Origin of the sequence: Skermanella mucosa (assembly GCF_016765655.2) — a bacterium.
Lineage (GTDB): Bacteria > Pseudomonadota > Alphaproteobacteria > Azospirillales > Azospirillaceae > Skermanella > Skermanella mucosa.
In genome coordinates this window covers 1384959-1408428 of sequence record NZ_CP086106.1, presented here as the reverse complement: position 1 = coordinate 1408428, position 23470 = coordinate 1384959, and the positions used below count along the sequence as shown (strand labels likewise).

Sequence of the window (23470 nt, the reverse complement as noted above, 5' to 3'; positions counted from 1 at the left end):
ATCTGCCAAGATGTCGCACAGCTTTAAGATGTTGCGCCATCACTGAACATCCGATTTCCCGTAAACTGGAAAAATAGTCACATTTCTGGACATTTTCCCTGCGGTCTTTTAAATTTCGTTTACTAATTAAATTTTGCTTGCCCGCAATATGTTGATGCGGAATTGGGGCCGGCGGGGTTCTACAGCAGACCGATGATCAGGCGAATGGGAAGCTCTGAGTCGGGCATGCCTTCCAAGCGCCACTCGACAACCTGAACCACGATCGTCGCGGTTTCCTGGTCAGACTGGACCGGATGTGGCTCAGGTAAGACCCGTCCATCAATCGCCGCCGGCATGTCAGCACCTGATCGATCACGTCTTCCGGCACTGTGGGCGTCAAAGCTCCAAGGGTGACGTGATCACCAGTGCGGCTGCCCAGCAGCAAGCACGCTGTCTTTAGCGACATCGGCCCAGCCGCCGGCATCAATAACATGATGCCGTATCAACATCAGAGATGCCCAAAGTGAGCGGTATTGGCCCTATGTCCGGCCGAACTGCGGGATTCCCGGTGCTTCGGTTCCGATTTACCCTTGTCCTGAGCCGTTCCGCCGCAAGCTTATAGGGGATCGAACCGCCGCCGGGGAACCCTACATGCAAAGAGCCGCTCGATGACCATGGTCCGCCAGATCGTCATCGTCCTGGTCCTGATCGCCCTTTCCGCAGGTGCCTGGTGGTACCTGGAGACGCCGGGAAGCGACGCCGCCCAGCAAGCCGGGGAAGGCCCTCCCGCCGTTCCCGTCGAAGTCGCCGAAGCCCGCCGGGGCGAGGTTTCCGAGGTGATCGAGGCGGTGGGCACCACCCGGCCGCGCCAGTCGATCGAAGTGATCGCCGACGACAGCGGCCGGGTGGACGAGATCCTGTTCGAGACCGGGCAGCGCGTCGAACAGGGCCAGCCCCTGGTCCGGCTGGACCGCGGCATCCAGGAAGCGAACCTCGCCGAGGCCGAAGCCGTCCTGGTCGATGCCCGGGCGCAGCTGGAGCGCGCCCGACGGCTCGTCTCCAACAGCGCCGTCTCCGAAGCGCGGGTGGACGAGCTTCGCGCGGCCTTCCTCACGGCCGAGGCGCGCGTCGCGGCGGAGCGTCAGCGGCTGCGCGACCGGACGGTCAACGCCCCCTTCGCCGGCATCGTCGGATTGCGGGAGGTCGACGTGGGCGCCCGCGTCACCGACAGCACCGTGCTGACCCGGCTGGACGACCTGTCCGTCATCGAGCTCGAATTCGCGGTGCCGGAGCGCTTCTTCGGCGCGATCCGCCAGGGCCAGCCCGTGAGCGCCACCAGCACGGCCTTCCCGGACACCGACTTCACCGGCGCGGTCGCCGCCATCGATACCCGGATCGACGCGGTATCGCGTTCATTCCGGGTCCGTGCCGAATTTCCCAACCCCGAGGGACGCCTGCCCGGCGGCCTGTTCATGCTGGCCCGGGTCACCCTGTCCACCCGCCCCGACGCCATCCTGGTCCCGGAGGAGGCCGTGCTGGCCGAAGGACGCTCCAACTTCGTCTACCGCATCGTCGGAACGCCGGCCGAGCCCCGGGCGGAGCGGGTCGAGATCCGCCTGGGCCAGCGCCGGGTCGGCGAGGTCGAGGTGGTCGAGGGCATCGGGATCGGTGACCGCGTCGTGACCGCGGGCCTCCAGCGGCTGCGCCCCGGCTCGGCCGTCCGGCTGCCCACCGTACCGGCCCCCACTTCCGAGGACCGCGCCGACAAGGTGGCGGAGCGCAGGGGATGATTTCCGATCTCAGCATCAAGCGTCCGGTCCTCTCGATCGTCCTCAGCGCGCTGATCGTGGTCATCGGCATCGCCGCCCTGCTGCGGCTGCCGGTGCGCGAGCTGCCCGACGTGGACACCGCCGTCGTCACGATCACGATGACCTATCCCGGCGCAGCGCCGGAGATCATCGACACCGAGATCATCGAGGTGATCGAGGGCGGCATCAGCAGCGTGGACGGCATCCGTAGCATCCGCTCGTCCAGTCGCCTGGGTCGCGGTCGCGTCGTGGTCGAGTTCGTCACCTCCCGCGACATCGACCAGGCGGCCAACGACGTGCGCGACGCGGTCGGTCGCGTCTCCATCGACCTGCCCGAGGAGGCGGACCCGCCGGAGATTGTCAAGACCGACAGCGACGCCCAGCCGATCATGCGGATCGCCATCACCAGCGACCGCATGACTCCGGCCGACATCAACGACTATGCCAGCCGCTTCATCGTGGACCGGCTGTCGGTTCTGAACGGGGTGGCGCAGGTCGAGATCTTCGGGGAGCGGCGCTACGCCATCCGCATCTGGCTGGACCGCGAGGCGCTGGCCGCCCGCAACCTGACCGTCGCCGACGTGGAATCGGCCCTGCGGCGGAACAATGTGGAACTGCCGGCGGGAGAGCTGGAATCGGTCTCCCGCCAGTTCACCATCCGCACCGACACCCGGCTGCGCACGGTGGAGGAGTTCCGCGAGATCGTCGTGGCGCAGGTCGGCAATTTCCCTGTCCGGCTCGGCGATCTGGCCCAGGTGGATCTGGGTGTCGAGGACGACGATTCGGTCGTCCGGTCCAACGGCCAGGCCGCCGTCGGGCTGGGCGTGCTGCGGCAGTCCCAGGCCAACACGATCGAGGTCAGCAACCAGGTTCGCGCCGAGCTGGAGGCGTTGCGCCCCACCCTGCCCGAGGGCATGTCGGTGATGGTCAGCTCCGACGATGCCATCTTCATCTCCCAGTCGATCGAGGAGGTGGTGATAGCGCTCGGCATGTCGGTGCTGCTGGTCATCGCGGTGATCTTCCTGTTTCTTCATTCCGCCCGCGCAACGATCGTGCCGGCCGTCACCATTCCGGTCGCCGTGATCGGCACGCTGGCCTTCATCTATGCCTTCGGCTTCTCGATCAACGTCCTCACCCTGCTGGCGCTCCTGCTCGCCATCGGCTTGGTGGTGGACGATGCGATCGTCGTGCTGGAGAACATCCAGCGGCGGGTCGAAGGGGGCGAGCATCCGCTGGCCGCCGCCTTCCTCGGTACCCGGCAGGTCACCTTCGCGGTGATCGCGACCTCGCTGACCCTGGTCGCCGTCTTCCTGCCGATCTCGACGCTGGAGGGACAGGTCGGCCGCCTGTTCGCCGAGTTCGGCGTCGTCATGGCCGCGGCGGTCGCGATCTCGACCTTCGTGGCGCTGTCCCTGTGCGCCATGCTGTGCTCCAAGCTGCTGCGCGCCGAGGACAAGCCCGGGCGGATCGGCCGGGGGCTGGAGCACGCCTTCAACGGCATGGCGGAAGCCTACCGGCGCCTGCTCAAGCGCGCGCTCGGCATGCCCGTCCTGGTGCTCGCGGTGGCCGGTGCCGTCTCCGCCGGGACCGTCCTGCTCTACGACATCCTCCCGCGCGAGCTGACCCCGACGGAGGACCGCGGCGTCTTCTTCATCCCGGTGACCGCCCCCGAGGGGGCCACGGTCGGCTACACCGATGCCAACGTGCGCCGGATCGAGGAAGTCCTGGCCCCCTTGCGGGAATCGGGGGAAGCCGACCGCATCTTCGCCATCGTGGGCTTCCGAGACCAGCCGGGCCGGGGCTTCGTGGTGGCGGGCCTGGCCGACTGGTCCGAGCGCGAGCGGAGCCAGCGCGAGATCGTGAACTCGATCGTTCCCGGCGTCAGCGGCATACCCGGCGTCCGCGCCTTCCCGGTCAACCCGGCGGGCCTGGGCCAGCGCGGCAGCAGCGCGCCGCTCCAGGTGGTGATCGGCGGCCAGGACTACGCCACGATCCAGGAATGGTCGGACCGCATCGTCGCCCGCGCCCTGGAGAACCCGGGCCTTCAGAACGTCGAGACCGATTTCGAGGCGACGCGGCCCCAGTTCAACGTGCTGATCGACCGACGCAAGGCCGACGACCTGGAAATCGGGATCGAGCAGATCGGCAGCACGCTCCAGACCATGCTGGCGTCCCGCGAGGTCACCGACTACATCAACCGGGGCCGGGTCTATCCCGTGATCATCCAGGCGCGCGACAGCGACCGCCAGACGCCGGCCGACCTGAAGAACATCTTCGTCCGGGCCGGCGACGACGGATCGCTGGTCCCGCTCAATGCGCTGGTCACCCTGGAGGAGCTGGCGGCGGCGCCCGAGTTGAAGCGGTTCGACCGGCTGCCGTCGATCACCGTCTCGGCGTCGCTGGCCGACGGGTACGACCTGGGCTCCGCCATCGATTTCATGAACGAGATCGCGGCGGAGGAGCTGCCACCCGAGGGCCGGATCAGCTACACCGGGCAGAGCCAGCAGTTCCTGGAAACCTCCGGCGGCATCGCCATCACCTTCGGGATTGCGCTGCTGATCGTCTTCCTGGTGCTGGCCGCCCAGTTCGAAAGCTTCATCCATCCGCTGATCATCATGCTGACGGTGCCGCTCGGCCTCGCCGGCGCTCTCGCCGCGCTGGCGCTGGGCGGGTTGTCGCTGAACATCTACAGCCAGGTCGGCATGGTGCTGCTGATCGGCCTGATGGCGAAGAACGGCATCCTGATCGTCGAGTTCGCCAACCAGCTCCGCGCCGAGGGGATGGACGTCCGGCAGGCGATCACGGAAGGATCGGCGCTCCGCTTCCGGCCGATCCTGATGACGGTGCTGTCCACCGTGCTGGGCGCGGTTCCCCTGCTGCTCGCCACCGGGGCCGGCGCCGAGAGCCGGGTCGCGATCGGCGCCGTGATCATCGGCGGGCTGACGGTCGCGTCCCTGCTGACCCTTTTCGTCACGCCGGTGCTCTACGACCTGCTCGCCCGCTTCACCCGCCCCGCCAACTCCGTCGCGGAGGACCTGAACCGCCAGCTCCAGGACCTGCGAAACCGCCAGCCGGCGGAGTGATGATCCAGGGGCAAAGGGGGCGACCGGGGCGGGTCACAAACCGTAAAGCTCCGCCAGCAGCTTCCGCATGTTGTCCTGGATCGCCCGCTCGGTCGCGACGCGCGTCCGCTCGGTCGGGCTGAAATAATCCGACGAGGACGCGGTCCCGGTCGAGACGATCGGCCGGGACAGGACGACCGCCCCGGTCGCGGTGTCGGTGACCAGATAGCGGATCTCCACCTCCGCCGTCACGTTGAGCCCCAGCAGGATCTCCTGCAAGCCCCGGGTCGTGCGGAGCAGTTCGGCATCGACCCGGTAGCGCGGCTGGCTCGCCGCCAGGGCGCCGCGCACCGCGAGCGAGTTGATCAGCGCTTCCCGCAGGTCCAGGTCGGAAACCCGGATCTGGTTCAGGACGTTCAGGGAGCTTCCCCCGCTCACGCTGCCGACCTGGACCGCCAGCGCGCGGTCGGTCTGTCCTGCTATCCGATCGGTGCCGGGAACGATCATGTTGGACATGCGGACAGGCGCTTGGCAGCCCGCCAGCAAGGCGACCAGCAGCAGGCCGGGGACGACGCGTTTCAAGGAGACCTCATGGGACGGGAACCTCCTCGACAACACGCCGCCCGGCCCGGTGGTTTCACCCCGGGCGCCGGCTCACGGCGCCGTGACGAGCCCCAGCCCGTGGTCCGCCGGGTCCGCATCCGACAGGAAGACGTCGGTCCGCGCCTGCCCCAGGATCTTCGCGGCGACGGCCGACGCGGCGATCCGGGCCGGCGCGCCGCCCATGGCCTCCCACCACAGCGCCGCGACGCCGGCGACATGGGGGGTCGCCATGCTGGTGCCGTTCAGGGCGACCAGACCGCCGCCGGCCCGGGCCGACAGCACGTTGACGCCCGGGGCGCTGACCTGCGGGAAGGTGTTGGAGAAGGGCGCCACGCCCAGGGACGTCCCGGTCTGGCCCAGCGCGCCGACCGAGATGATGCCCTGGGCCGCCGCCGGGATCGACACGGCGACCTCGAAGTCCTTGTTCCGGTCGCGCCGGCTCTCGTTGCCCGCGGCGGCCACCAGCACGGTGCCCGTCGAGAAGGCGGCCCGCGCCTCGACCATCTCCATCAGGGCGTCGAACATCCGGAGATTGCCGCGATAGCCTTCCAGCGCGACCGAGGTCGCCAGTTCCGGCGGCCAGTCGTCCGCCACCAGCCGGGCGACCAGCCCGGGGAAATCGAACCCCAGGGACATGGAGATCACCTGGGCGCCCTCCTGGACCGCCCACTGGATGCCCCGGAAGATCATGTCGCTGTCGCCGCTGCCGTCGTCGCCGAGCACCTTGCCGATCAGGGCCCGGCCGACGCCGCGGGCGACGCCGATCCGCGTGCCGTCAACGTCGCGTCCGAAGATCGTGCCGGCGCAGTGGGTGCCGTGCCCCTGCCTGTCGCCGTTGCCCGACCCGGAGAAATCCTCCTGGACCAGCTCCACGCCCTCGAAGGCGGGATGGTCGGCGTCGATGCCGGTATCCAGCACCGCCACCGTGACCCCGGCCCCCGTGAAGGCCGAGACGTCGGCCCGGACAGCGCCGATCCCCCAGGCCTGGGTGGCGGCCTCCGCCTCGGGAATCTCGAACGGCCGGATCAGCGCGATGGGCATGACCGGAGCGATGCCGCGGACGCCCGGATCGCGCGCCACTTCCCGAACCTGGCGCGAGGTCAGCCGCGCCACGTCGATCATCGGCTCGGGCGGCGGCACGATGACGGTTCCCCGGCCCAGGCTCCGGGCGCGGCGCTCGAACGGCTCCGCGGTCGCAAGGGGAGATAGATTTCGCAGGATGGCATAATTTCGCATCGGGATGCTTCCTCCTACCAGGACTCTACCGACCGGCATCCAGAGTCACACGACTCCGGGCCGGGTTGTCCATTGGTCAAACGGACTTGGCAGAAAGAGAGGCCCGCGCCGGCCGGTCAGGCGCCGCGCGCGTATCCCAGCACGGTCCGCCAGGCGCAGATGCCGGTGAACCAGGCGGAGGCGACGATCCACGGAACCATCAGCACCATCGGGTCGTCCGGCTGGTTCAGGACGAGCAGCAGGCTGCTGATCATCCAGACCGCGGTCATCGCGATGTTGACCGGCATCAGGTGCGGCACCCGGAAGGGATGCACGAACTTGGCCGTGGTGAAGGTCATCAGGGCGAAGAAGGTGATCAGGGCGAAGGTGACCGCCGGGTCCAGGTCCAGGATGAAGAGGTACAAGGCGACCACGTTCCAGACCGCCGGGAATCCCACGAAGTAGTTGTCGTTGCTCTTCATGTTGACGTTGCAGAAGCAATAGAGCGCCGACAGCAGGATGAAGGCCACCGCCACCAGTTCGAGCGGTCCCGGAAGCGGGATAAACTTGTAGATGAAGATCGCGGGGATGAACACGTACGTCAGATAGTCGATCACCAGGTCCAGGGTCGCGCCGTCAAAATTCGGCAGCACCCGCTTGACCGAGAACTTGCGGGCCAGCGTCCCGTCCACCCCGTCCACCAGGAGCGCCGCGCCGAGCCAGAGCAGGCAGCCTTCGGCGTTGTTGTCCACCAGCGCCAGCAGGGCCATCAGCCCGAGCACCACCCCGCTCGCCGTGACGGCGTGGACCACCCAGGCGGCGGCCTTTTGGACGTGGGAATAAGGCTCGGTCACTTCGGTCATCCTGGAAGTCATTTCCACCTGCAAATCTCCGCACCGGCCTCACGCCGAGCGCATGCTACTTCTTCAGCCTGGTCTCTTCGGGGCCGCATCGGGTTCATGGGCCAGGGTCGTGGGCGCATGGCCTTTCAGGGACAGCGACAAGTTCCTTCTGGAACATACGGCGGCGGCTGAATGTTCAATCGCAATGCCGTAAACCGAATTCGCCATAGTAACGTCACGGAGCGGCATAGTGAAGGGATGATCCGGTCCCTGCCCTTCTGCCCGGGCGAATTGCTCCGGCGGCGCGGCGGGCAGCGTACGCCTAGCCGCCCGGGCGGCGAAACTCAATCGCCGGAATGGGGGAGAGGTCACTTCCTTCCGAACAGGCGCCTCAGCAGTCCCGACTGTTCCTGGCGTTCGGCGTCCTTGACCTCCAGCCACTCGTCGACCAACTCCGCGGCCTGCCAGTTGCCGAAATAGCGTACGCAGTCGACCCCCGACATCAGCCTGACCTTCTGCTCGCCCAGCCGCTCCAGGCGGTCGCGCAGGCGCCTCCGGTCGTCCTCTGTCAGTACGGCATGGCCAAATCGTGGTTGCATGGTCACTCCCCATCGATAACCGGAGAATGCCACCGGCCGCCGTTCACGGCGCCGTCGCAAAAGAGGTAGCAAGCTTCAGATCGGTGACGAAACGATCGTACTCCGCCGCCTTCGCGGTCGGATCGGGCAGCCGGAGCAGGTACGACGGGTGCACGGTCAGCAGCATCGACCGCCCCTCCTCCAGCCGCAGGACGGCGCCGCGCTCGCGCTGGACCGTGACCTCGCGGCGCAGCAGCGCCCGGCCGGCCGTGGCGCCCAAGGCCACGATCAGGCGCGGGCGGACCGCCGCGACCTCCTCCTCCAGCCACCAGCGGCAATGCTCGACCTCGCCGGCATCGGGCTTCTGGTGGATGCGGCGCTTGCCGCGCGGCGTGAACTTGAAATGCTTGACCGCGTTGGTGACGTAGCAGTCCGACCGCACGATGCCGGCCTCGACCAGCGCCCGGTCCAGCAACTGCCCCGCCGGCCCGACGAATGCTCGGCCTGCCAGGTCTTCCTGGTCGCCCGGCTGCTCGCCCACCAGCATTAGTCGCGCTCCTGTCGGCCCCTCGCCCGGGACCGCCTGGGTCGCGTTCCGCCACAGGGTACAGCGCCGGCAGGCCTGGAGACCGCCCTCGGGCTCCGGCGCCCGGACATCCGGCACGGCCTCGGCCCAACGCCCGGACTTGGGCGCCGGCAGCGTCACCCCGCTCTCGACCATGGCGGCGGCCCTGCGGCCGGCGTCGCGGATCAGCGGGGCGATCAGCCGTGCCTCGGGCAGGTTGTGCCAGTATTTCCGCGGCATCTCCGACTGCATGGCCGCGACCTTCAGCCGGGCCGGGTTGAAGATGCTGGCGTAATAGCTGCGCCAGTAATCCTCCAGCGCGTCCTCGTCGGGCACCTCGGCCCGGCTGGCTCCGGGGGTGAAATGCAGCGTCCCGCCGTCCCAATGGACGCTGCGGTCCGGCGTCAGGATCGACCAGTCCATGTTGGTGAACCGGCGGGCGAAGAACGGCGCCGCCCGCTCCACGATGAAGTGGTCCGGCTCGAACCAGGCGAGATAATGCCCTTCCCGCTCGCGGAACCGGACGAAAGCGTGCATCTTGTGGATGTCGCGCCGGATCGCCCGCGCCATGGCCTCGGCCCGGTGGACCTCCCGGTCCGACACGATCTCCAGCAGCTTCGGCTCCCCATGAGTCAGCCGCCAGAGCAATCCGTAGAGCAGCGCGAAGCGCGCCGGGTCGCGGTGGCAGACGACGGTCTCCGCCAGTTCCAGGAAGTCCTTCGGCACGGTGAAGGCGCGGTTCCGTACCGCTTCCGGAACGATCGGTGCCGCCGCATCGCCGAACAGTCCCGCCTGGGCGCCTACCCGCCAGTCCACCGCCTCCGGCCGGGCGTCGGCCAGCACCATCCGCCGCGCCGCCGCGCGCCAGCCTTCGAAATCGACGGGATGGGCCAGCTCGACCGCGTGCATACCGGCCTCAGGCGAACAGCGGCAGCGCCAGCTGCGCCGGCCGGGGCGCCAGCCTCTGCCGCAGGTCGATCCGGTCCAGCAGCGAGCGGCCCACCTGCGGGTCCGCCGTGGTGACGAAGGGCGCCACCTTGGCGACCTGTACCCTCAGCCGCCCCAGGTCTTCCAGGCGTACGGCCTTGTGCTTCCTGATCGACAGCAGCCGGTCCACCGTACGTACGCCCATGCCGGGCACCCGCAGCAGGCTTTCCCGGTCCGCCTTGTTGACATCCACCGGGAAGCGGTGGCGGTTGACCAGCGCCCAGGCCAGCTTCGGGTCGATCTCCAGGTCCAGCAGCCCGCCGTCCGGCACGATCTCCCCCGCGTCGAAGCCGTAGAACCGCATCAGCCAGTCGGCCTGGTACAGCCGGTGCTCCCTGACCAGCGGCGGCGCTCCCGGCGGCAGGCTGGAGCTGCCGTCCGGGATCGGGCTGAAGGCGGAATAATAGACCCGGCGCAGCCGGTACCCGGTATAGAGCCGGTCGCTGGTCGCCAGGATGCCCCGGTCGTCGGTCCCGTCGGCCCCGACGATCATCTGGGTGCTCTGGCCGCCCGGCGCGAAGCGCGGCTCGCGCGGGCTCGACTTCGCCTCCTCGATCCGCAGCCGCAGCCGCCCCATAGAGCGCCGGATCGCCCCCGCGTCCTTCTCCGGCGCCAGCCGGTCCAGCGAGGGCTCCGACGGAAGCTCGATATTGATGCTGAGCCGGTCGGCATACAGCCCCGCTTCGGCCAGCAACTCGGGCGAGGCGTCGGGGATCGTCTTCAGGTGGATGTAGCCGCGGAAGCCATGGTCCTCCCGCAGCATCTTCGCCACCCGGACCAGCTGTTCCATCGTGTAGTCGGGGCTTTGGATAATGCCGGAGCTGAGGAAGAGTCCCTCGATATAGTTGCGCCGGTAGAAGCCCAGGGTCAGCCTGACCACCTCCTCCGGCGTGAAGCGGGCGCGGCGGACATTGCTGGACCGCCGGTTGACGCAGTACAGGCAGTCATAGACGCAGAAATTGGTCAGCAGGATCTTCAGCAGCGAGATGCAGCGCCCGTCCGGCGCATAGGCATGGCAGATGCCCATGCCCTCGGTCGAGCCGATCCCGTCCTTGGTCCCGGCGGAAGTCTTGCGGTCCGATCCGCTCGACGCGCAGGACGCGTCGTACTTGGCAGCATCCGCCAGGATTTCCAGCTTCTCTCGCAGTTCCATTTTCCCGCCCGCACTCGTTCACATAATGTTCTAGTGCGAGCGGGCCTCCGGTCAAGGGATCAGCCCCGGATCTTCTCCAACCCCTTCCAGTCGAACTCCATCCCGTGCCCCGGCCGCTCCGGTGCGATCGCGACTCCCTCCTCGATCCGCAGCGGCTCCGCGATGTAGCGGTCCAGCCCGAAGCCGTGGGCCTCCAGGAACGACCGGTTCGGGCAGGCGGCCAGCAGATGCACCGTCACGTCATGGGCGCCGTGGCTGGTCACCGGCAGGTTGAAGGCTTCCGCCAGGTGAGCGATCTTCATGAAGGGCGTGATGCCGCCGCAGTTCGTGACGTCCGGCTCCGGATAGGTCACGCCGCCGCCCGCGATGTAGAGCTTGAACTCCCACAGGGTCCGCAGGTTCTCGCCGGCCGCGATCGGCAGCCCGCCCTCGCGGACGATGCGGGCATGGCCCGCCGGGTCGTCCGGAATGGTCGGCTCCTCCAGCCAGGTCAGGTCGAACGGCTGGAGCGCCCGGGCGGCGCGGATCGCCTCGTCCACCCCCCACTTCATGTTGGCGTCCACCATCAGCGGGAAGCCCCGGCCCAGATGCTCCCGCATCGCCGCGACCCGCTCGACATCCTCGAACAGGTCCCGCCGCCCGACCTTCATCTTGATCGCCCGGAACCCCTTGGCGAGGTTGTCGTCGGTCTGGCGGAGCAGCGCGTCCAACGGCAGCTCCAGGTCGATGCCCCCGGCATAGCACGGCACTTTGGCATCGTAGCCGCCCAGCAGCCGCCACAGCGGCAGCCCGGCCCGCCGAGCCTTCAGGTCCCACAGGGCCATGTCGAAGGCCGACAGCGCCAGCACCGTCGGGCCGCCCCGCCCGCCATAGTGGAGCGCCCACCAGGCCTTCTGCCACAGCCACTCGATCGCGTCGGCCTCCTCCCCCTGCATCAACTCGGGGATCTCGCGGGTCAGCACGGAATCGACGGCGCCGCCGTTCCGGCCCACGGTGAAGGTATAGCCGACGCCCTCCGCCCCGTCGGCATCGCGCAGCCGGACGGTGTTCAGCTCGAAGGCCTTCATCTCGCCATGGGTGCTGTCGGTCAGCACCACCGGCAGCGGGATGCGGTAGAACCCTGGTTCGATCGAAGCAAGTTTCGCCATTGGTCCTCAACCCTGCGCCGCCAGCCGGCGGCCCGTTTCGCTATCGAAAAGATGCACGTGCGCGGTGTCGGGCCGGATGCGCAACGTCTCGCCGGGGGCCGGCAGGATGCGGCTGCGGAACAGGCAGTCCAGTTCCGTCTGCCCGCCCTTGACCACGATCAGGGTCTCCGACCCGGTCGGCTCGACCACCACCACCTCCACCGGCACGCCGGTGTCGCTCAGCGTGATGTGCTCGGGCCGCAGCCCATAGGTGACGGGCCGGCCGGCAGAGTCCTCCCACCCCGCCGGCAGCGGCAGCCGAAGCCCGCCCTGGCTGACGAAGCTTCCACCCTCGATCCGGCCCTCGATCAGGTTCATGGCCGGCGACCCGATGAAGCCGGCGACGAACAGGTTGTCCGGCCTGTCGTACAGGTCCAGCGGCGCCCCGACCTGCTCCACGATCCCGTCGCGCATCACGACGATCTTGTCGGCCATGGTCATGGCCTCGATCTGGTCGTGGGTGACATAGACCGTCGTGGTCCGAAGCCGCTGGTGCAACTCCTTGATCTCGGCGCGCATGGCGACCCGAAGCTTGGCGTCCAGGTTGGACAGCGGCTCGTCGAACAGGAACACCTTGGGGTCCCGCACGATCGCCCGCCCCATGGCGACGCGCTGGCGCTGGCCGCCGGACAGCTCCTTGGGATAGCGGGCCAGCAGCTTGGTCAGGCCCAGGATCTCGGCGGCCCGGTTGACCCGCACCTCGATCTCCGACTTCTTCGCCCGCCGAAGCCGCATGGAGAAGGCCATGTTCTCGGCCACCGTCATGTGCGGGTAGAGCGCATAGTTCTGGAACACCATGGCGATGTCCCGTTCCTTGGGCGGCACGTCGTTGACCACCCGCGGGCCGATGCGGATCTCGCCGCCGGTGATGCTCTCCAGCCCGGCGAGCATGCGCAGCAGCGTCGATTTCCCGCAGCCCGAGGGCCCCACCAGGATGACGAACTCGCCGTCCCGGATATCGACCGACACGCCATGGAGCACCTGCGCCGTGCCATAGGACTTGCGGACGTCCCTGATCTCAACCGAGGCCATGATTGATTCCCCAAATGTCGGTCACGCTCAGCTCTTGACGGCGCCCGCGGTCAGGCCGGAGACCATGTAGCGCTTGAAGGCGTAGTAGATCGCCGCCGGCGGCAGCGCGTAGATCAGCCCGGTGGTCATCAGCAGCTCCCACGGCGAGTCGTCCGCCGCCAGGAAATTGCCAAGCGCCACCGGCAGGGTGATGTCGGTGTCGCGGGACAGCAGCAGGAAGGCGTAGAGATACTCGTTCCACGCCAGCAGCAGCGCATAGGTCCCGACCGCCACCAGCGACGGCTTCATCAGCGGCAGATAGACCATCCAGAACAGCTGCATCGGCGACGCGCCGTCCACCACCGCCGCCTCGTCCAGCTCGTAGGGGAGCTTGTCCGAGGCCTGCTTCAGCACCCAGATCGCATAGGGCGAGGCCACCGTGACCATTGCCAGGATCAGCGCCCACTTGCTGTTCAGCAGCCCGTACAGCCCCATGGTCCGGTACATCGGCACCGCCAGGAAGGCCGCGGGGATGAAATAGGTGAACAGCGCCAGGTTCATCACCGTGCGCCCGCCCTCCACCTTCAGCCTGCTGATCGCGAAGGCGGCGAAGGTCGCCACCAGCAGGGTCAGCACTCCGGTCGCGATCGCCACGATCAGCGAATTGGCCAGCTGCTGCCAGAAGTGGATCAGGAAATAATGGTCCTGGTTCAGCACGATCTCGAAGTTCCGCAGCGTCGGCTCCTCCGGCCAGACATTGCCGGAGAAGGCGGCGTCCCGGGGCGAGATCGCGAACAGGAACAGGTGGTAGATGGGCAGCATGGTCCAGATCAGGACCGGGATGCCGATCAGCAGAAGCTTCGCCTCGCCCGCGATCCCCGCCAGGGAAAACCTCTTCATTCCGGCAACCCCGTCATTTCGAAAGCCGCTTCATCATGAAATAGACCAGCGGAAGCACCAGCGGCAGCGCCGTGACGATCGCCGCCATGGACAGGTTCACCTGGTCCAGCCGCAGGTACCGGATGCCCAGCGTCGCCAGCACGTGGGTCAGGTCGGCCGGCCCGCCGCCGGTCAGCAGGTAGACGCTGTTGAAGTCGCCCAGCGTCCAGATCATCGACAGCACCGTGCAGGTCACGTACAGCGTCTTCATCGACGGCCAGGTGACGAACCGGAACTGCTGGACCGAGCTCGCCCCGTCCACCGACGCCGCCTCGTACAGGTCCTTGGAGATCGCGAGCCGCCCGGACAGCAGGATCAGCGTCCAGAACGGCAGGCTCTTCCAGATATGGACCAGGATGGAGAAGGTCAGGCCCAGCGTCGGGTCGTTCAGCCAGTTCGGCCCGTCCTCGGCCGTGAACCGGAAGATCAGCTGGTTGATCACGCCCCATTCCGGGTTCAGCATGAAGCGCACGGACAGGATCGTCGGGATCGACGGCACCGCCCAGGGCAGGATGAAGATCAGCGACAGCCAGCGGATCCAGATCCGGTCGTGCAGGAAGAACCCCGACAGCAGCAGCGCCACCATCATCTTCAGGTTCACGCCGATCAGCAGGAAGACCAGCGTGTTGAAGATCGACCGGACGAAGATCGGATCTTCGAACAGCTGGACATAGCTCTGCGGGTCCCGCGCCAGCCAGAACCCGTAGCATACGGGATAGACCACGAAGAACAGGAAGACCAGGACATAGGGCACCAGCAGGATGGTGCCCCAGACCCGTGTGGGCGACCAGCCCCGCCGCTTCGGCGGGGCCTCGGCATCCGTTTCGGAAACCGCAATCGTGTTCATCGCGTCCGCCGTGATGGTGGGATGGAAAGCGGGCACCGCGGAGGGCCGGCGTCCCGCCGCCCCTCCGCCTCATCGTGCCGGGATCAGCCCGCGACCGCCTTGATGCGGGTGATCATCTCATCGACCGCCTTGTCCACCGGCACCTTCTCGTTGATGACCCGGTTGGCCGCCTTGGCCCAGACATTCTCGTTGTTCAGGATCGTGAACTTGTAGTTCTTGGTGAACTCGAAGGTCACGGTGCCGTCCTTGAACTGGTTGTAGACCGACAGCCGGTGCGGATCGGCCTTCCAGAACGGACGCTCCTGCCCCTCCTTGGTGACCGGGAACCAGCGGCCGAGCGAGCCCTCCACATAGGGGGTCAGGTTCTCCTCCTCGAGCAGGAACCTCACGAATTCCTTGCCGCGCTCCTTGTTGCGGGCGTTGGAGAAGATCACGCCGGTCTTGACCGCCGCGCGGTAGACCATCTTGCTGCCGTCGGGCTTCTGCGGGAAACCCGCCGTGCGGATCAGCTGGTCATAGTTCTTCTTGGCCTGGTCCCGCTGCTCCTGGGTCAGGGTCGCGTTGTTCATGTCGTCCAGCCACTTGGCCGCGATCGAGATGGTCGCGTTGTGGGTCAGGGCGGTGGTCTTGTTGTGGAAGGAGACATTGTTGTCCGGGTCCTTCCAGCTCGTGGCCGACGGCGGCGCGCAGCCCTTGCCATAGGGGTCGGTATAATCGGTCAGCGCGCCGACCAAGCCTTCCCGGACCTTGGGATCGTCGACCAGCAGCTTGCCGTCGTCGTTGACCATCTTGACGTTGTAGGCGTCGGCGAAGGTCAGGAACGAATAGAAGGAGTCGCTGCTGTCCACGCCCAGCGGCTGCCCGATGCCATAGGCCCGCTGGCCAGAAGCCTTGCGGTAGGCCGGCTGCACCTTGCCGCACCAGAAGGCCCAGTATTCCTTCCAGGTCTTGGGGATGTCCGACTCCTGGAAACCCGCCTCGTTCAGCATGTCGATCCAGTACTGGATATGCATGGTCTGCTGCTTGATCGGGAAGGCGTAATAGGCGCGCTTGCCCGTGCTCTCGTTCAGCAGGTACGCCGTCTCCACGGTGTTCGGCGCGAACCGGTCCTTCATCGGCTCCAGGACGTCGGTGATGTCCTCCAGCCGGCCCTCGAAGGCCCATTTGCCGGTGACCTGGAAATCATAGACGTCGGCATAGGCGACATCCGGCGGCGTGCCGGAATCCAGCGCCGCGACCGTCTTGGGGATCATGTCCTGCACGGGGTACTGGGACAGCTCGACCTTGACTCCGGTCTTCTGCTCGAACTTCCTGATCGCCTCGAACAGCGCGTCGTCCTCGGACTTGTAGAAGCCCTTGACCCAATAGACGTTCAGCTTTTCCTGGGCCATCGCCTGGCCCGCCGTCGCGGCCATGCAGACGGCCAGAACCGCACCCAACAACGACTTCATCGCTTCTTCTCCCCGTTCTCGTTTTTTGATTGTTAGATAAAGAAACATCGGGACCGGCGCGCTCTCGGGTTCCGCTACATGATGCCGGTCCTCCCGAAGATGTCCTCGGTGCGCTCGCCCCGCTCGATCATCTGCCGGACGCTCTCCTCGCCTTCGACCTTCTCCAGCGCCAGTGCCACGATGTCGGCGGCATGGTCGGCCGGAACGACCACCACGCCGTCGATGTCGGCGACGACCACGTCGCCGGGATTGATCCGGACGCCGTTGCCGAACTCGATCGGGCAGCGGAAGTCGATGACCCGCCCGCGCATCCGCTGGTCCTGGGCATAGGAGCCGTGGGAATACACCGGGAAACCGAGCTTCCTGATCCCCAGCGTGTCGCGGTGGAACCCGTCCACCACCGCCCCCGCCGCTCCCAGCGCACGGGCGCGCGTGCTCATCAGCTCGCCCCACAGCGCATAGCGCGGCGAGCCGCCGGTGCAGACATAGACCTCGTCCCGCTGCAGCTCGTCGAGCGCGCGGAGCATCAACCCGAACGGAAAGGGATTTCCTCCCCCCTGCCCGCTCCCGGGACCACCCCCGGACCCGGCCCCCCCGCCACTCCACGTCGCCACAGCAGTCGGCCTCCAGCACGGGCATGGCCCGGCCGGCCATCACCCTGGCGGGAGCGGTGTCGGGATCGATCGGGCGGATCGCCGGCGGCAGGAACTGGCGGGTCAGCCCGCGCGTGTCCATGACGTCGCCCAGCACGGCCGTGAAAAGCCGCGTGCGTATGGTATCGAGAATGTCCGTGCCAGTCGCCACGGGCTCATCTCCCCCCTGATTGCGCCTCTCTGGTCCGGAGGCTTTCGAGAACTGTAACGCGGCTTTATGCCACGACAAAGCTTGTTTTCTTTTGGAACGAAACTTGCCTGGAGTTGACAGACGCGCCATGGTGTGTAGCCGCCGGACACAAGGCGGAGGGAACAGACAACAAAGGTGCTGATACAAGCCATGGCCCGCCCGGAAATCCTTCAGATCGCCCCGATGATGCCCGTGGTCGCCGACCAGATCGACCGCCTGTTCACCGTTCACCGGCTGTGGGAGGTCGCCGACCGGGACGCTTTCCTGGCCGAGCACGGCCCCCGGATCCGCGGCATCGCCGCCGGCGGGCACGCCCCGCTGAACGAGCAGCTGATGGGCAGGCTCCCCGCGCTGGAGATCGTCTCCGCCTTCGGCGTCGGCTATGACCAGATCGACGCCAAGTGGGCCGGCGGCAACGGCATCGTCGTGACCAACACCCCCGACGTGCTGACCGACGAGGTCGCGGACCTCACGATCGGCCTGCTGATCTCGACGGTGCGCCGCATCCCGGAAGCCGAGCGCCACCTGCGCGACGGAAAGTGGCCCTCGGGAGCCTTCCCGCTCACCGCGTCGCTGCGCGGGCGCAAGGTCGGCATCCTCGGCCTGGGCCGGATCGGCAAGGCAATCGCCAAGCGACTCGAAGCCTTCGGCCTGCCGATCTCCTACCATGGCCGCACCCGGCAGGACGGCGTCGACTACGCCTATGTCGCCGACGCGGTCGATCTGGCCCGCCAGGTGGACGTGCTGATCTCGGTCATTCCCGGCGGCGCCTCGACCGAGCGGATGGTCGGCCGCGAAATCTTCGATGCCCTCGGACCCGACGGCATCTTCGTCAATGTCGGCCGCGGCACCGTGGTGGACGAGGCCGCCCTGATCGAGGCGCTCCGCTCCCGGGCGATCCTGGCCGCCGGCCTGGACGTCTATGCCGACGAGCCCAACGTCCCGGCCGAGCTGATCGCGATGGAGAACACCGTGCTGCTGCCCCACGTGGCTTCCGGCACGGTCCACACCCGCAACGCCATGGGCCAGCTCGTGGTGGACAACCTCGTCTCCTGGTTCGACGGCCGCGGCGCGCTGAGCCCCGTGGCCGAGACGCGCGAAGTAGCCGCGAAGAAGTCCGGCAAGGCCTGAAGCAGTACCGCCGCCGCACCCCCTCGCCCCAGGGAATGAAACACCGGCTTGTCTGTTAAATGCTCAGAAGGAGATCAAATCATGAGCAAGAAGCAGCTTATCGGTGTTGTATTCGCCCTGCTGGCGCTGGGAGCATGCTCGACGGAACAGATGGTCGGCACGGGAGTCGGCGCCGCCGGCGGCTATGCCGTGGACGGCAAGCGCGGAGCCGTGATCGGCGGCGCCGGCGGCGGCCTGCTAGGCACGATCCTGGACTGACGGCCATCGCCGCACAGGCCATGCCAAGAGACTGAAACGCTTCCTTTTCATCATGGCCGGACTTGATCCGGCCATCCACGCGCAACCTTGATCATGCCAACGCGCGCGCGGATGCGCGGGGTCAAACCCGCGCATGACGAAGGGGAGCCAGCTCCCGATTCGCGACAGCCCCCGGCATTCTTCCACAACCCCTGAACTTCCGGCTCCCCTGCGGGTTGATTGCCCGCAAACACCCGACCCGGCACCGCACGCCGGCACGGAATCAACAAGGGGGAGACGCCAATGCTGGGCGCAGCAACCAACTGGTCCACGAACCTGGTCGAGCGTTACCTGCCCGACCCTTACGTTCTCGTGCTGCTGCTGACCCTGCTCGTCTATGCCGCCGGCATCCTGTTCGAAGGCGCCTCGCCGCTCGCCATGGCCCGCTACTGGGGCGGCGGGTTCTGGCAGCTGCTGGAATTCAGCATGCAGATGGTGCTGGTGCTGGTGACCGGCTTCGTTCTGGCCAGCACGCCCTTCTTCAGGCGCATACTCTCCGCCATCGCCCGGCTGGCGAAGACGCCGGGACAGGCCATCGTCATGGTCACGCTGGTGTCCCTGGCGGCAAGTTGGATCAACTGGGGCTTCGGCCTCGTCATCGGCGCCCTGTTCGCCCGCCAGCTCGCCCGCGCCGTCCCGACGGTGGACTACCGCCTGCTGATCGCCAGCGCCTATTCCGGCTTCGTGATCTGGCACGGCGGCCTCTCCGGCTCGGTCCCCCTGACCATCGCCACTCCCGGCCATTTCAGCGAAAGTCTGATCGGCATCGTCCCGACCAGCCAGACGCTTTTCAGCAGCTACAACCTGATCATCGTCGCCGCCCTGTTCGTCCTGATCCCGTTGACCAACCGCCTGATGCTGGGCCATGGCGGCCAGCCCGTCCACGTGGACCCGGCCAAGCTGGTGGACATCGACCCGGAGGACGCCGGCCGAATCGACCGCCCGGCCGACTGGCTGGAGCAGAGCCGCGCGATCTCCTGGATCGTCGGCGGCCTCGGCCTGCTGTTCATCGCGCTCTATGTGATCGACAAGGGCCTGGCGCTGAACCTGAACATCGTCAACTTCACGTTCCTGTTCCTCGGCATCCTGCTGCACGGCACGCCCTACCGCTTCCTCCACAGCCTCCAGGAAGCCGTGAAGGGTGCCGCCGGCATCGTCATCCAATTCCCCTTCTACGCCGGCATCATGGGGATGATGGTGGAATCCGGCCTGGCCCGGAGCCTGTCCGAATGGTTCGTCTCCTTCTCCACCGCCGACACCCTGCCCCTCTTCACCTTCTGGAGCGCCGGCCTGCTGAACATCCTGATCCCCTCGGGCGGCGGCCAGTGGGCGGTGCAGTCCCAGGTGATGCTTCCCGCCGCAATGGAGCTGAAGGCCGACCTCCCCAAGGTCGCCATGGCCGTCGCCTGGGGCGACGCCTGGACCAACCTGATCCAACCCTTCTGGGCCCTGCCGGCGCTGGCGATCGCGGGGCTGAAGGCGAAGGACGTGATGGGGTTCTGCCTGATCGTGCTGGTGGTGACGGGGGTGGTGATTTCGGCGGGGCTGCTTTGGGGGTGAAAGCCGGTTTGATAAATGATCGACGAAGTAAAATGTATTAGATCTAGGGGATAATTTTCCGCCAGCTATTGCTGTTTAGTCGAATCATTAAACGGGCATCAAGCTGTGAAACGGAAAAAACTAAGAGGAGTGGAGCATAGGTGGCGGACTTCATAATAAGTTGGGTAGAAGAAAACCAAGGATTTCCACATAGTAAGATCATAGGATTGCTAAATCTTTGTACCAACAACGGCTATGCTGACGAACCCTGGCGGTTTCAGTCTACAAAAGCTCGATTCGGGGATCGTGTTTGGCTCATGAAGCAGGGCAAAGATCCACGAGGAGTTTTTGGTATCGGCGAATTTATTGGGCCACGCGCAATGGGGGAAGCTAGCAACGGGAAAGCATGTCCGATGGCGCTTGTGCGTCTGACCTCTTTAGTTGATCCTCTAAGCCAATTCTTAATTGGCTGGTCATTAATGCGGGGTAATATGACAACCGCTGTCCGCGCTAGCGGAACCATGATTACTGACAAAGAAGCTGTATTTCTGGCAGATTCACTAGGGGCTACCTCCAAGGGGTAGCGGGATGAGGATGTTTCATCAAGCCTTCGCTGATTGAGCCCCGCAGGACAAGCCCGGTCAGGATGAAGAACGAGTTTCGACATCCAAGTAAACATACCGTAGATCACGCAATGGCCACATGCCAACCTCGGGGACATTACGCCCTTGATCGTATCTCAATTGAGATACATGATAGGAGCCTGCAACAGGAGAACCGGCGATGGCTGCCCAGACATCAATGCTGCACATCCGCGTGGATGACAAACTCAAGGCTGATGCAACGGAAAAGCTCGCCAATGTCGGCCTCACTGTCTCGGATGCCGTACGTATCTTGCTTACGCGCATTGCCAAAGAAGGCGCGCTGCCGATCGGATTGACTGTGACACCTGAAGCTTATGACGAATGGTTTCGGGCCAAGGTTCACGAGGCGCTGGCCGACACAAGCCCAGCGGCATCTCATCAACATGTCATGGACGAAGCTCAAGCCTTGATCGACAGGAAACGTCGTGGCGGTGCTTGAGTGGCGGGAAACGGCCCGCGCCGATCTCCTGGCAATACTTGATTACATATCAGATGACAATTTGGACGCCGCTCAGCGTCTAAAGAACGACATTGAGGCCAAGACTGCAAAGCTGCCTGAACATCCGAAGCTCTACCGGACCGGCCGAGTCGCCGGCACACGCGAAATGGTGGTTCGAACAAATTACGTAGTTGTCTATACCGAAGACACTCGCGCGGTGACGATCCTTCGCGTGCTTCACGCCGCCCAACAATGGCCGCCTGTGCGGGAGTGGAAAAGCGTATAGGGTAGGCCGTGTACAGGACGAGTGATGTTCAGCTCCCTAATGACAGTGAAACAAAGATGACTTTCAATGCCTGGTTCGTTTTGAAAAGAAAGCGGTTTCATTCGCCGAGTACAATGCAGGAATCACTTCTCTCTCGGAAAAACAACGCACTAAGCTTCAATATGAGTGAGGCGCATCTTTATCAAGACAGCGCCGCAATTTGACATGGCCAGCCGCCGGGCAACATACCTCGGAACTTACCTGGCTCACGCCTGATTACGTATCTCCTGCTACCCGGGCGAGACTGCAATACAGTCATTGAGTGAAGCCCGCAACAGGCCCTCATGCGCACGAAGCTTTGGTTTGATTGGTGCCCCCGGCCAGACTCGAACTGGCACGCCATCACTGGCAACGGATTTTGAGTCCGCCGCGTCTACCGATTCCGCCACAGGGGCTCCCTGGGGAAAGTGCCGGGATCATACTCGCCGGCACCCCGGGGTCAATCAAATTCACCGCCCTGCATCACGGCCCCGCCTTCACCGCGCCGGCCGCTGGCAATACTCCGCGGTCGTGTACCGCCCCGTGATCGTATAGGGCGTTCCCGGCCTCAGGATGAACTCGCTGGCGCCCTTGGGCTTGTTCGGGTTCGCCCTGTCGTCGGCGGGCGCCCAGTCATAGGTGTATCCCAGCCGGGTCCACGGAAAACCGGAGGCGTTGTAGGATTTCGCATAGTTGCCGGTGAACCAGGTCCGATAATCGTCCACGTCGCTCGCCGTATCGACCTCGCAGCGGCTGTCGTCCACTTCGCGGTCGGGACAGGGGCGCAGCATGTCCTTGGGCGACACCCACATCTCCACGAAGCGCGCGTTCTGACCGGTCGGCGGCAGCCCGAAAAGCTGAAGGAGGCGATTGGTGATCGCGACCGTGTCGCGGGTGCCCAACGAGCGGCAGAAGTCCTGCACCTGCGGAACGGCCGTCACCCACATCACCGTGCCCCAGTTGGGCGGGGCCGACTTGTCCGCCGGCAGTTCCTCCGGCTGGGAATAGAAACGCTGGAACGCGCTTTCCGACATCCAGGACACGACCTTGACCCGGGAGTCGGCGGCCTCGGTCTCCCGGCGCAGGGCCGCGTTATCGCGACGGATGGGCACCAGGCGATCGTCGATCTTGGCCGGGGTCGGAACGGCCGCGTCGGAGATCGCCTCGATATAGCGCTTCAGCGGGTCCGCCCCGTCGGAGGATGCCGCGACGGCGACACCCGCCCCGCCGCCGGCCCAGGCCACCATGAATGTCCCCGCCAGCGCGGCGACCAGATCCCTGCCTTTGTCCAAGTCCGTGCCCCCGATTGCCTATGGACCTGCCGGCACGGAATCGGGCCGGCGCCTCGGTGCCCGCACTACCTTGCGGACATCTTGGCGCCTTCTTTATCTCCTATTTGTATAAAAATAATTGAAACGTTCGCGCGACAGCATCTTTCGTGCTGTCAGGAAGGTATTCCTTCACCAATTCGCGCTAGGCTTGTCGCCGCATCTCGGTGCCGGATCTTTGCAGCGTGAATATCAGGACCCACGGCACCCGCCTTCTCCCGCGCGCGGATGAATACGTTTGCTGACGTGATCCGAGGGAGTGATGTCAGCAATCGCCGTCGCGAAGGTTCGCACGGGGATGCGCGGGTCAAGCCTGCGCATGACGGGAGGGAGTAATGCAGGAACCATGACACTGGCCTGCCCCTGCGCGCGGATGAATACGTTTGCTGACGTGATCCGGGGGGATGATGTCAGCAATAGCCGTCGCGAAGGTTCGCACGGAGATGCGCGGGTCAAGCCCGCGCATGACGGGAGGGAGTAATGCAGGAGCCATGACACTGGCCTGCCCCTACGCGCGGATGACTACGTTTGCTGACGTGATCCGGGGGGATGATGTCAGCAATCGCTGTCGCGAAGGTTCGCACGTGGATGCACGGGTCGGGCCCACGTATGACGGGAAGGAGTAATGCAGGGTCCACGACACCAGCCTGCCCCTGCGCATGGATGATCACGTTTGCTGACGTGATCCGGGACGGTGATGTCAGCAATTGCCGTCGCG

The 23470-nt window shown here is 65.9% G+C and carries 21 protein-coding genes and 1 tRNA gene; 8 read left to right on the top strand and 14 right to left on the bottom strand.

Annotated features, from left to right (window positions below; genetic code table 11):
- Positions 1-647 precede the first annotated feature (647 nt).
- Positions 648-1769 (top strand): efflux RND transporter periplasmic adaptor subunit, encoded by a 1122-nt coding sequence (locus tag JL100_RS06515; RefSeq protein ID WP_202679926.1) that lies wholly within the window; start codon positions 648-650, stop codon positions 1767-1769.
- On the top strand, positions 1766-4870 hold the full coding sequence (locus tag JL100_RS06510) for an efflux RND transporter permease subunit (protein ID WP_202679925.1): 3105 nt from the start codon (positions 1766-1768) through the stop codon (positions 4868-4870). The genes JL100_RS06515 and JL100_RS06510 overlap by 4 nt, the downstream gene beginning before the upstream one ends.
- Before the next feature lie 33 nt (positions 4871-4903).
- Here JL100_RS06510 and JL100_RS06505 read toward each other — a convergent pair whose 3' ends face one another.
- From JL100_RS06505 to JL100_RS06450, 12 genes are all read right to left on the bottom strand, one after another.
- Complete coding sequence (locus tag JL100_RS06505; RefSeq protein ID WP_202679924.1) at positions 4904-5431, bottom strand: hypothetical protein; 528 nt, start codon at positions 5429-5431, stop codon at positions 4904-4906.
- Between the two features lie 72 nt (positions 5432-5503).
- A complete protein-coding gene (locus tag JL100_RS06500; RefSeq protein WP_202679923.1) occupies positions 5504-6688 on the bottom strand; it encodes a S8 family peptidase in 1185 nt (394 codons plus the stop codon).
- A gap of 116 nt (positions 6689-6804) precedes the next feature.
- Positions 6805-7530, bottom strand: coding sequence for a phosphatidylcholine synthase (pcsA, locus tag JL100_RS06495; RefSeq protein ID WP_202679922.1), 726 nt, complete (start codon positions 7528-7530; stop codon positions 6805-6807).
- A gap of 347 nt (positions 7531-7877) precedes the next feature.
- Positions 7878-8108, bottom strand: a complete 231-nt coding sequence (locus tag JL100_RS06490) for a hypothetical protein (protein ID WP_202679921.1) — start codon at positions 8106-8108, stop codon at positions 7878-7880.
- Between the two features lie 43 nt (positions 8109-8151).
- Complete coding sequence (locus tag JL100_RS06485) at positions 8152-9561, bottom strand: UdgX family uracil-DNA binding protein (RefSeq protein WP_202679920.1); 1410 nt, start codon at positions 9559-9561, stop codon at positions 8152-8154.
- Positions 9562-9568: 7 nt separating this feature from the next.
- Positions 9569-10792, bottom strand: a complete 1224-nt coding sequence (locus JL100_RS06480) for a putative DNA modification/repair radical SAM protein (RefSeq protein ID WP_202679919.1) — start codon at positions 10790-10792, stop codon at positions 9569-9571.
- Between the two features lie 59 nt (positions 10793-10851).
- Positions 10852-11940 (bottom strand): mandelate racemase/muconate lactonizing enzyme family protein, encoded by a 1089-nt coding sequence (locus tag JL100_RS06475; RefSeq protein ID WP_202679918.1) that lies wholly within the window; start codon positions 11938-11940, stop codon positions 10852-10854.
- Between the two features lie 6 nt (positions 11941-11946).
- Positions 11947-13011, bottom strand: coding sequence for an ABC transporter ATP-binding protein (locus JL100_RS06470; RefSeq protein ID WP_202679917.1), 1065 nt, complete (start codon positions 13009-13011; stop codon positions 11947-11949).
- Between the two features lie 27 nt (positions 13012-13038).
- Positions 13039-13890: a carbohydrate ABC transporter permease gene (locus JL100_RS06465; RefSeq protein ID WP_202679916.1), complete on the bottom strand. Its 852-nt coding sequence runs from the start codon at positions 13888-13890 to the stop codon at positions 13039-13041.
- A 13-nt stretch (positions 13891-13903) separates the two neighbouring features.
- Positions 13904-14776: a carbohydrate ABC transporter permease gene (locus JL100_RS06460; protein WP_202679915.1), complete on the bottom strand. Its 873-nt coding sequence runs from the start codon at positions 14774-14776 to the stop codon at positions 13904-13906.
- 83 nt (positions 14777-14859) lie between these two features.
- A complete protein-coding gene (locus tag JL100_RS06455; protein ID WP_202679914.1) occupies positions 14860-16227 on the bottom strand; it encodes an ABC transporter substrate-binding protein in 1368 nt (455 codons plus the stop codon).
- Positions 16228-16301: 74 nt separating this feature from the next.
- Positions 16302-16754, bottom strand: a complete 453-nt coding sequence (locus tag JL100_RS06450) for an RraA family protein (protein WP_202679913.1) — start codon at positions 16752-16754, stop codon at positions 16302-16304.
- A gap of 451 nt (positions 16755-17205) precedes the next feature.
- Here JL100_RS06450 and JL100_RS06445 point away from each other — a divergent pair, with 451 nt between their 5' ends.
- The 6 genes from JL100_RS06445 to JL100_RS06420 all read left to right on the top strand — a co-directional run bounded on the left by JL100_RS06445 (position 17206) and on the right by JL100_RS06420 (position 21406).
- Positions 17206-18201, top strand: coding sequence for a 2-hydroxyacid dehydrogenase (locus JL100_RS06445; protein WP_228421102.1), 996 nt, complete (start codon positions 17206-17208; stop codon positions 18199-18201).
- An 81-nt stretch (positions 18202-18282) separates the two neighbouring features.
- Positions 18283-18459: a hypothetical protein gene (locus JL100_RS06440; RefSeq protein WP_192499307.1), complete on the top strand. Its 177-nt coding sequence runs from the start codon at positions 18283-18285 to the stop codon at positions 18457-18459.
- Between the two features lie 282 nt (positions 18460-18741).
- On the top strand, positions 18742-20058 hold the full coding sequence (locus tag JL100_RS06435; RefSeq protein ID WP_202679912.1) for a short-chain fatty acid transporter: 1317 nt from the start codon (positions 18742-18744) through the stop codon (positions 20056-20058).
- Positions 20059-20198: 140 nt separating this feature from the next.
- A complete protein-coding gene (locus tag JL100_RS06430) occupies positions 20199-20621 on the top strand; it encodes a hypothetical protein (RefSeq protein ID WP_202679911.1) in 423 nt (140 codons plus the stop codon).
- Between the two features lie 199 nt (positions 20622-20820).
- Positions 20821-21120, top strand: coding sequence for a type II toxin-antitoxin system RelB/DinJ family antitoxin (locus tag JL100_RS06425; RefSeq protein WP_202679910.1), 300 nt, complete (start codon positions 20821-20823; stop codon positions 21118-21120).
- Positions 21107-21406, top strand: coding sequence for a type II toxin-antitoxin system RelE/ParE family toxin (locus tag JL100_RS06420; RefSeq protein WP_202679909.1), 300 nt, complete (start codon positions 21107-21109; stop codon positions 21404-21406). The genes JL100_RS06425 and JL100_RS06420 overlap by 14 nt, the downstream gene beginning before the upstream one ends.
- Before the next feature lie 347 nt (positions 21407-21753).
- Here the strand turns inward: JL100_RS06420 and JL100_RS06415 are convergent.
- Positions 21754-21840, bottom strand: a tRNA-Leu gene (locus JL100_RS06415).
- An 81-nt stretch (positions 21841-21921) separates the two neighbouring features.
- Positions 21922-22716: a hypothetical protein gene (locus JL100_RS06410; protein WP_202679908.1), complete on the bottom strand. Its 795-nt coding sequence runs from the start codon at positions 22714-22716 to the stop codon at positions 21922-21924.
- Positions 22717-23470 lie beyond the last annotated feature (754 nt).